The organism is Nostoc parmelioides FACHB-3921 (assembly GCF_014696625.1).
In the GTDB taxonomy this organism is placed as follows: domain Bacteria; phylum Cyanobacteriota; class Cyanobacteriia; order Cyanobacteriales; family Nostocaceae; genus Trichormus; species Trichormus parmelioides.
The window spans coordinates 1-5,196 of record NZ_JACJQL010000146.1; the positions used below are offsets into that span (position 1 = coordinate 1).

The following is a 5,196-nucleotide window of genomic DNA, read 5'->3' on the forward strand; positions in this document are numbered from 1 at the left end:
TTTGGCTGCGCTTGCTGTGGCTAACCTATCCAAATGCTTGCTCCTGCTTGTTTTGCATCAAGGCTACATTCTACCTCTATTGGTAAATTCTTTCCTAGAAATCACCTTAGCGCAAGTGACAATTGACCCACGAGTAAATTACCAACAAGTAACAGTTATTCAAGAAGCTATTAAACCCCAAAATCTTGGTATCCCGCCTGCAAGGTTTGTTGAATTACCCAGTATTAGAGCAGGGGGAGCAGGGGGAGAATTGGGAGCAGGGGGAGCTATGGAAGAATTTACTAACATTTCCTCCCCTGCCTCCCCTGCTTCCCCTGCCCCCCTTGCCTCCCCTACTTCCCCTACCCTACCTCCCTCTGTTAACACCGAAATCTCCACCTACGCCAGTAAACCTCAACGACAGTATGACCTCATTGGGCATATTGCTAAGAAAGTGACGAATATGCTGTGGGTTGGTGTCCCTGGTTCTGGCAAGGGCATCACCATTAGCAATGCCATTGATGCTATCAAGAGACTGCATAGAGGCATACACATCTTTTACATTGACCCCAAAGGTGATGAGAAAGAAACTGGTTATTTTAAAGGTCGCGTTGACACTTTAAAACGTGCCAAGATTCTGGAAATGTCACCCGCCGAGGCTGTCAAGTGGGTCAAAGACTGTTTTGCCGAGTTTCAACTGATTACCGGCCCTAAGCTGATCATTCTGGATGAAGGTACGGCGGTTTGTTCCAAATTCAAGAACGCTAAGAATGAAATTGGTTGGCTCAAGGACAAAATTATTTCCTACTGTTCTTGTGGTGATAGTTCTGGTTGGCACTTCTGGATTGTTGTACAAAATCCCCACACTGACGACTTGGGTATTTCTGGCGGACTGCGATCGCAACTAACTTCTGTAGCGCTAGTTCATCCTGATAATGTGCCGGCTTATAACGCCATGATTTCCACTCAACTGATTCCGAGCGATCGCAAAATTACATCAACGCAAGTCATGGAGATTGCGGCATCATCGCCTGTGGGTCGAGCGGTGTATTACGGTGGGGTGAACGAATGGTTTCCTATGCAGTTGCTACAAAACTTCTCTGGCTACGACCGGGACAATAAGAAATTTCTGGATACACCAAAAGATTCTCGGATAGAAGAGGACAAGGAGCAGGGAGCGGGGAGCAAGGGGGAGAATCTTTCCCCTCTGCACCCTGCACCCTGCCCCCCTGCTTCTTCTGCATCCCAAAGTCAATCTCAACGGGTACTAGCACTTTTGGAACGTACTACTGCATCCTCACTCGATGAATTTATCCACAGCGAGTTGAAATTAGAAGGGACTCAAGCCCATCTAGTACGTGTGGGAATTGAAAAATTACTCAAGGATTCACCTTTGAGATACAAGTTTGATGGTTAATGACCGAATGGCACTAAGTTAAGCGCAAACCCTTAATATAGCTTGCTTTTAGGGTGTAGGGGAGTAAGGGAAAGAACTAAAATCAAATAATAATACGTATAAATCAACTCTCTCCCCTACACCCAGTCACAGCAAGAGTTCCACGTTTTCTTAGTGCCATTCGTTAATGACCGAAGTTATCTGCCTAATTTTTCCAGATAAACATTCCTCGTAACGCTAAAATAAAGTCAATCCGCTCATAGCAATGACATCACAATGGTTCAATTTGCTTCAAAACTTTTGGCTGTTGATGAATTTATTACCCAATATGGGGATAGTGATCGCCATGAGCTAATTGATGGTGAATTAGTTGAAATGGAACCTACTGGGCCGCATGAGCAAGTCTTAGCCTTTGTTGGGCGAAAGTTAAATGTAGAAATAGATCGTCAGGAATTATCTTATTTTATTCCTCATCGATGCTTAATTAAATTGTTAAGTACAAACACAGCCTTTCGCCCTGATGTGATTATCTTAGATCAAAGGCAACTAACTAATGAACCATTATGGCAACAAGAGCCTGTAATTACATCAGGGAAATCGATTAAATTAATAGCTGAGGTTGTCAGTACAAATTGGCAAAATGATTACGCACGCAAAGCTGAAGATTATGCTTTGCTAGGAGTGAGTGAATATTGGATTATTGATTATTTGGGTATTGGTGGAAGAGAATATATTGGTAAACCTAAACAACCAACAATTACAATTTGTACTCTAGTAGAAGATGAGTATAATCGGCAACTGTTTCAAAATAATGAGCAGTTAGTTTCTTTAGTTTTTCCCAATTTACAGTTAACAGCACAACAAGTATTTGCCTCTGGTCTTATTCAGAACGGTTAAATTTATTTGGAATAATCGATATTTCTTAGTTTAGCATTCTTGTCAAACTCCACTTCAGACAAGACTTACTACGAGACTTTAACACAATCCGCCTGGGATTCTTGGATTTAGCTAAATATTGGTCAGCATAGTCAAAGGCTGCTTTCTTATCATAATTAGCAATCTTCAGTATTCCTAACAATACTTCCACCGGAATCGCTACTTGGGTTAATTTTTCTGCTAACAATACTAATTCTTCTTCTATTGCTGATACTGGCTTTTCTAAAGATTGAATATTTAACTGCTGGTTTATGCGGATGTCGAATATAGTAAAATCAGCCATATATGCACCTTTATCGCTTGTATAGTGTAGTTTTACCGAAAAGCACAACTTGATAAAACCGTGTTCTCACTACTCTTGTTAATTAGTTATTTGAAGTAAGTACGCATAATTGCGGTTAGATACTTTAATCTTTACTTTTTAGTTGATATGATGTTTCTAGAACTAACCATATTATCTGGTGATGGCTTACCATCCGGCATCGGCATTTATCTGACTATCCCTGATGGCGGTCAAAATGAACTAATTGCTATTGTTCAAGGTGACACTTATTTGAGTCTGGACGTTAGTTACTTTAACTATTTGGGCTGATTGTTTGTTGAAAGCCAATCGTATGATATTAGACAAATTTTTGTCTAAGATGTTTATAAATATTGATATGGAAATAGTAACCAAGAGATTTTTGCTGCGTGATTTCGTTGAATTAGATCGATTGCCATTTTTAAACTATCAAGCCGATCCACGCAGTCAGAAATTTTATGAATCTAAGCAAGCTAGTCCCAAAAATTCAGCACGTTTGTTTGAAACATTTTGCACATGGGCTTGTGAGCAGCCTCGACTTAATTACCAACTGGCGATTGTTCAACGGCGTGAACCTTACGCACTTGTTGGCTGCTGCGGACTGAGGGGAAGAGGGTTTGATGCAGGTGAAATGGAACTGGGAATTGAACTTGCACCAGATTATTGGGGACGATATGCTTATGCGATCGAGGTTGGAAGCGCCCTGCTTGACTTCGGATTCAGGGAACTAAAGCTAGATGTAATCTCTGGTTCCACAGTCAGTGCAAATGTGCGGATCGCTCGGTTGGCAAAGTGGAGCGGAGCAGAAGTAGTTACTATTCGTCCGGGTTCCAAATGGATGTCCGAACGAGGTTGGAGTGAAGTAAATTGGCGTATCACCAAAGCGCAGTGGAACAGTCGCATCACTGTATAAAAACCGCGCTGCACAGGATATTGAACTTCTCAATTATATTCTAGCAATACTTATTACCTGTTCTTCCAAACGATTCTGCACTGATAAATACTTAATGTAGTCAAGCTTTGGCTATGTCTATAAAGCTTTTAGTTAAAATATAAATTTACGCTGCTTAAGCTGTTGGTAATAAATAAATAACGTTTCATGAATAGATTAACCCTGGCTAAACTCAAAAAAATTGCTGCCGAAAAAGGGTACATAGTGCAATTTGAAGGAGGATGTTACAAAATCTTTCAAAAAGTTGCCGAGTTCAATTCTCTGTCTGATGCAGAAAGTTATCTCAGTTGGCCAATACCACCTTGCTTACCGCTAGCACCTCAACGACCAGTACCACCAGCACCACCAAAACAGCCAAACCCACAGTATGACCTGACTCAGATATGGGAGCGATGTTTGCATCATATTCCCCAAGGTTCTCATCGTGTATTAATTGGGCAAATGTGCCATTTAGCTAGTTTTGATGGTGAATCTGCTTCTATATACTGCAAGCCAGCTTGGTACGACAAAATCAAAACGAGATTAACTATACTCGACACAGCTTTTAAAAACGCATTTGGTAGAGACATTGCGATAACGCTCTTAAAAACAACTGGGCTACCAGCGCCATCTCCAACCCCAAGAGTGTTGCCAACGCCAACTCCTGCACCACCAACATCATCGGCAACACCAATAACACCACTCTTCCCATTACCACACACTTCACCTCCCTCACCACCATTGAGCAAAGCATCGGCTCAAATCCATATCCCACTACTGAAAGCTGGCAAATACAGAATTAGGGTGCTGGAAAACATTATCAAACAAGGCTACCCAGAGTTAGACGGGAAAAACTACCTCGACGTACTCAAAACAGTACACCTAGAGAAACTGCTTGACAGCTACACCTTGTCTGTGGAAATGAAGTTATCTGTTGTTGTTAACATTGATTCTGATAGACATTGGCTGTTAAATTTTCTTGTTGTCAGTTTAGCGATTCAATCATTAAAAGATGGGCATTGTTTATTAGTGGTTTTGCAACCAATACCACGCTTAACAACAGCAGATCATTATTTGTATCTCCGCACTGAGGAAATTTTTTAAGTTGAGTTCAGATAGAGGTGACAACTCTCACCGCTAACTGCAAGCAGTGTAGCGGGAGCATCTCAAATTCACAAATGAGACTTGCTGCTTCACGGGCGGGGCTACCCCTAAGCCTCCACAACCAGGAATCGGTAGTCCAACCGACCCAATTTTTAGAAGATTAAGCGCACTGTTCCAGTCTCGGTCAATGACCAATCCACAAGAACAACTATGAACACGAATTGCCAAAGTTTTTTCAACCCTTTGACCACAGCTAGAACAATTAATGCTTGTTCCTCTAGGGTCAACTCCCCTTGTATGCTTGCCGCGTCTTACCGCTACTGCTTGCATGATTTGAAGGAATGCACCCCAGGCAACATCTAGTATTGACTTAGCTAATCGTGTTCTAGCCAGTCCCTTAATGTTCAGGTTTTCAAAAATAATTAAGTCATAGGATTTAACCGAATGGCACTAAGAAAAGCTCTAAGCTATGCAGAATAAGGGCTACAGCTTTTAATGCCAGAGAGCGGAGAACGGCATGAGCCAGGCGCTCGCCAATGGAGAGATGAG

The 5,196-nt window shown here is 41.8% G+C and carries 7 protein-coding genes; 5 read left to right on the top strand and 2 right to left on the bottom strand.

Annotation, left to right across the window (positions count from 1 at the left end; genetic code table 11):
• Both H6G14_RS32725 and H6G14_RS32730 read left to right on the top strand, forming a co-directional pair.
• The coding region (locus tag H6G14_RS32725) for a hypothetical protein (RefSeq protein WP_242054357.1) at nt 1–1,396 on the top strand (1,396 nt) is incomplete at its 5' end.
• 255 nt (nt 1,397–1,651) lie between these two features.
• Nucleotides 1,652–2,272, top strand: coding sequence for a Uma2 family endonuclease (locus H6G14_RS32730; RefSeq protein ID WP_190573109.1), 621 nt, complete (start codon nt 1,652–1,654; stop codon nt 2,270–2,272).
• 25 nt (nt 2,273–2,297) lie between these two features.
• Here the strand turns inward: H6G14_RS32730 and H6G14_RS32735 are convergent, their stop codons facing one another.
• Nucleotides 2,298–2,594 (bottom strand): hypothetical protein, encoded by a 297-nt coding sequence (locus H6G14_RS32735; RefSeq protein ID WP_190573111.1) that lies wholly within the window; start codon nt 2,592–2,594, stop codon nt 2,298–2,300.
• Nucleotides 2,595–2,741: 147 nt separating this feature from the next.
• On the opposite strand from H6G14_RS32735, the gene H6G14_RS32740 reads away from it, so the two are divergent.
• The 3 genes from H6G14_RS32740 (at nt 2,742) to H6G14_RS32750 (ending at nt 4,647) form a co-directional block, all read left to right on the top strand.
• Nucleotides 2,742–2,903 (top strand): hypothetical protein, encoded by a 162-nt coding sequence (locus H6G14_RS32740; RefSeq protein WP_190573112.1) that lies wholly within the window; start codon nt 2,742–2,744, stop codon nt 2,901–2,903.
• A 67-nt stretch (nt 2,904–2,970) separates the two neighbouring features.
• Complete coding sequence (locus tag H6G14_RS32745; RefSeq protein ID WP_242054364.1) at nt 2,971–3,525, top strand: GNAT family N-acetyltransferase; 555 nt, start codon at nt 2,971–2,973, stop codon at nt 3,523–3,525.
• A 186-nt stretch (nt 3,526–3,711) separates the two neighbouring features.
• On the top strand, nt 3,712–4,647 hold the full coding sequence (locus tag H6G14_RS32750; protein WP_190573116.1) for a hypothetical protein: 936 nt from the start codon (nt 3,712–3,714) through the stop codon (nt 4,645–4,647).
• A gap of 33 nt (nt 4,648–4,680) precedes the next feature.
• On the opposite strand, the gene H6G14_RS32755 is transcribed toward H6G14_RS32750, so the two are convergent.
• Nucleotides 4,681–5,070 (bottom strand): RNA-guided endonuclease InsQ/TnpB family protein, encoded by a 390-nt coding sequence (locus tag H6G14_RS32755; protein ID WP_338421259.1) that lies wholly within the window; start codon nt 5,068–5,070, stop codon nt 4,681–4,683.
• Nucleotides 5,071–5,196: the final 126 nt, after the last annotated feature.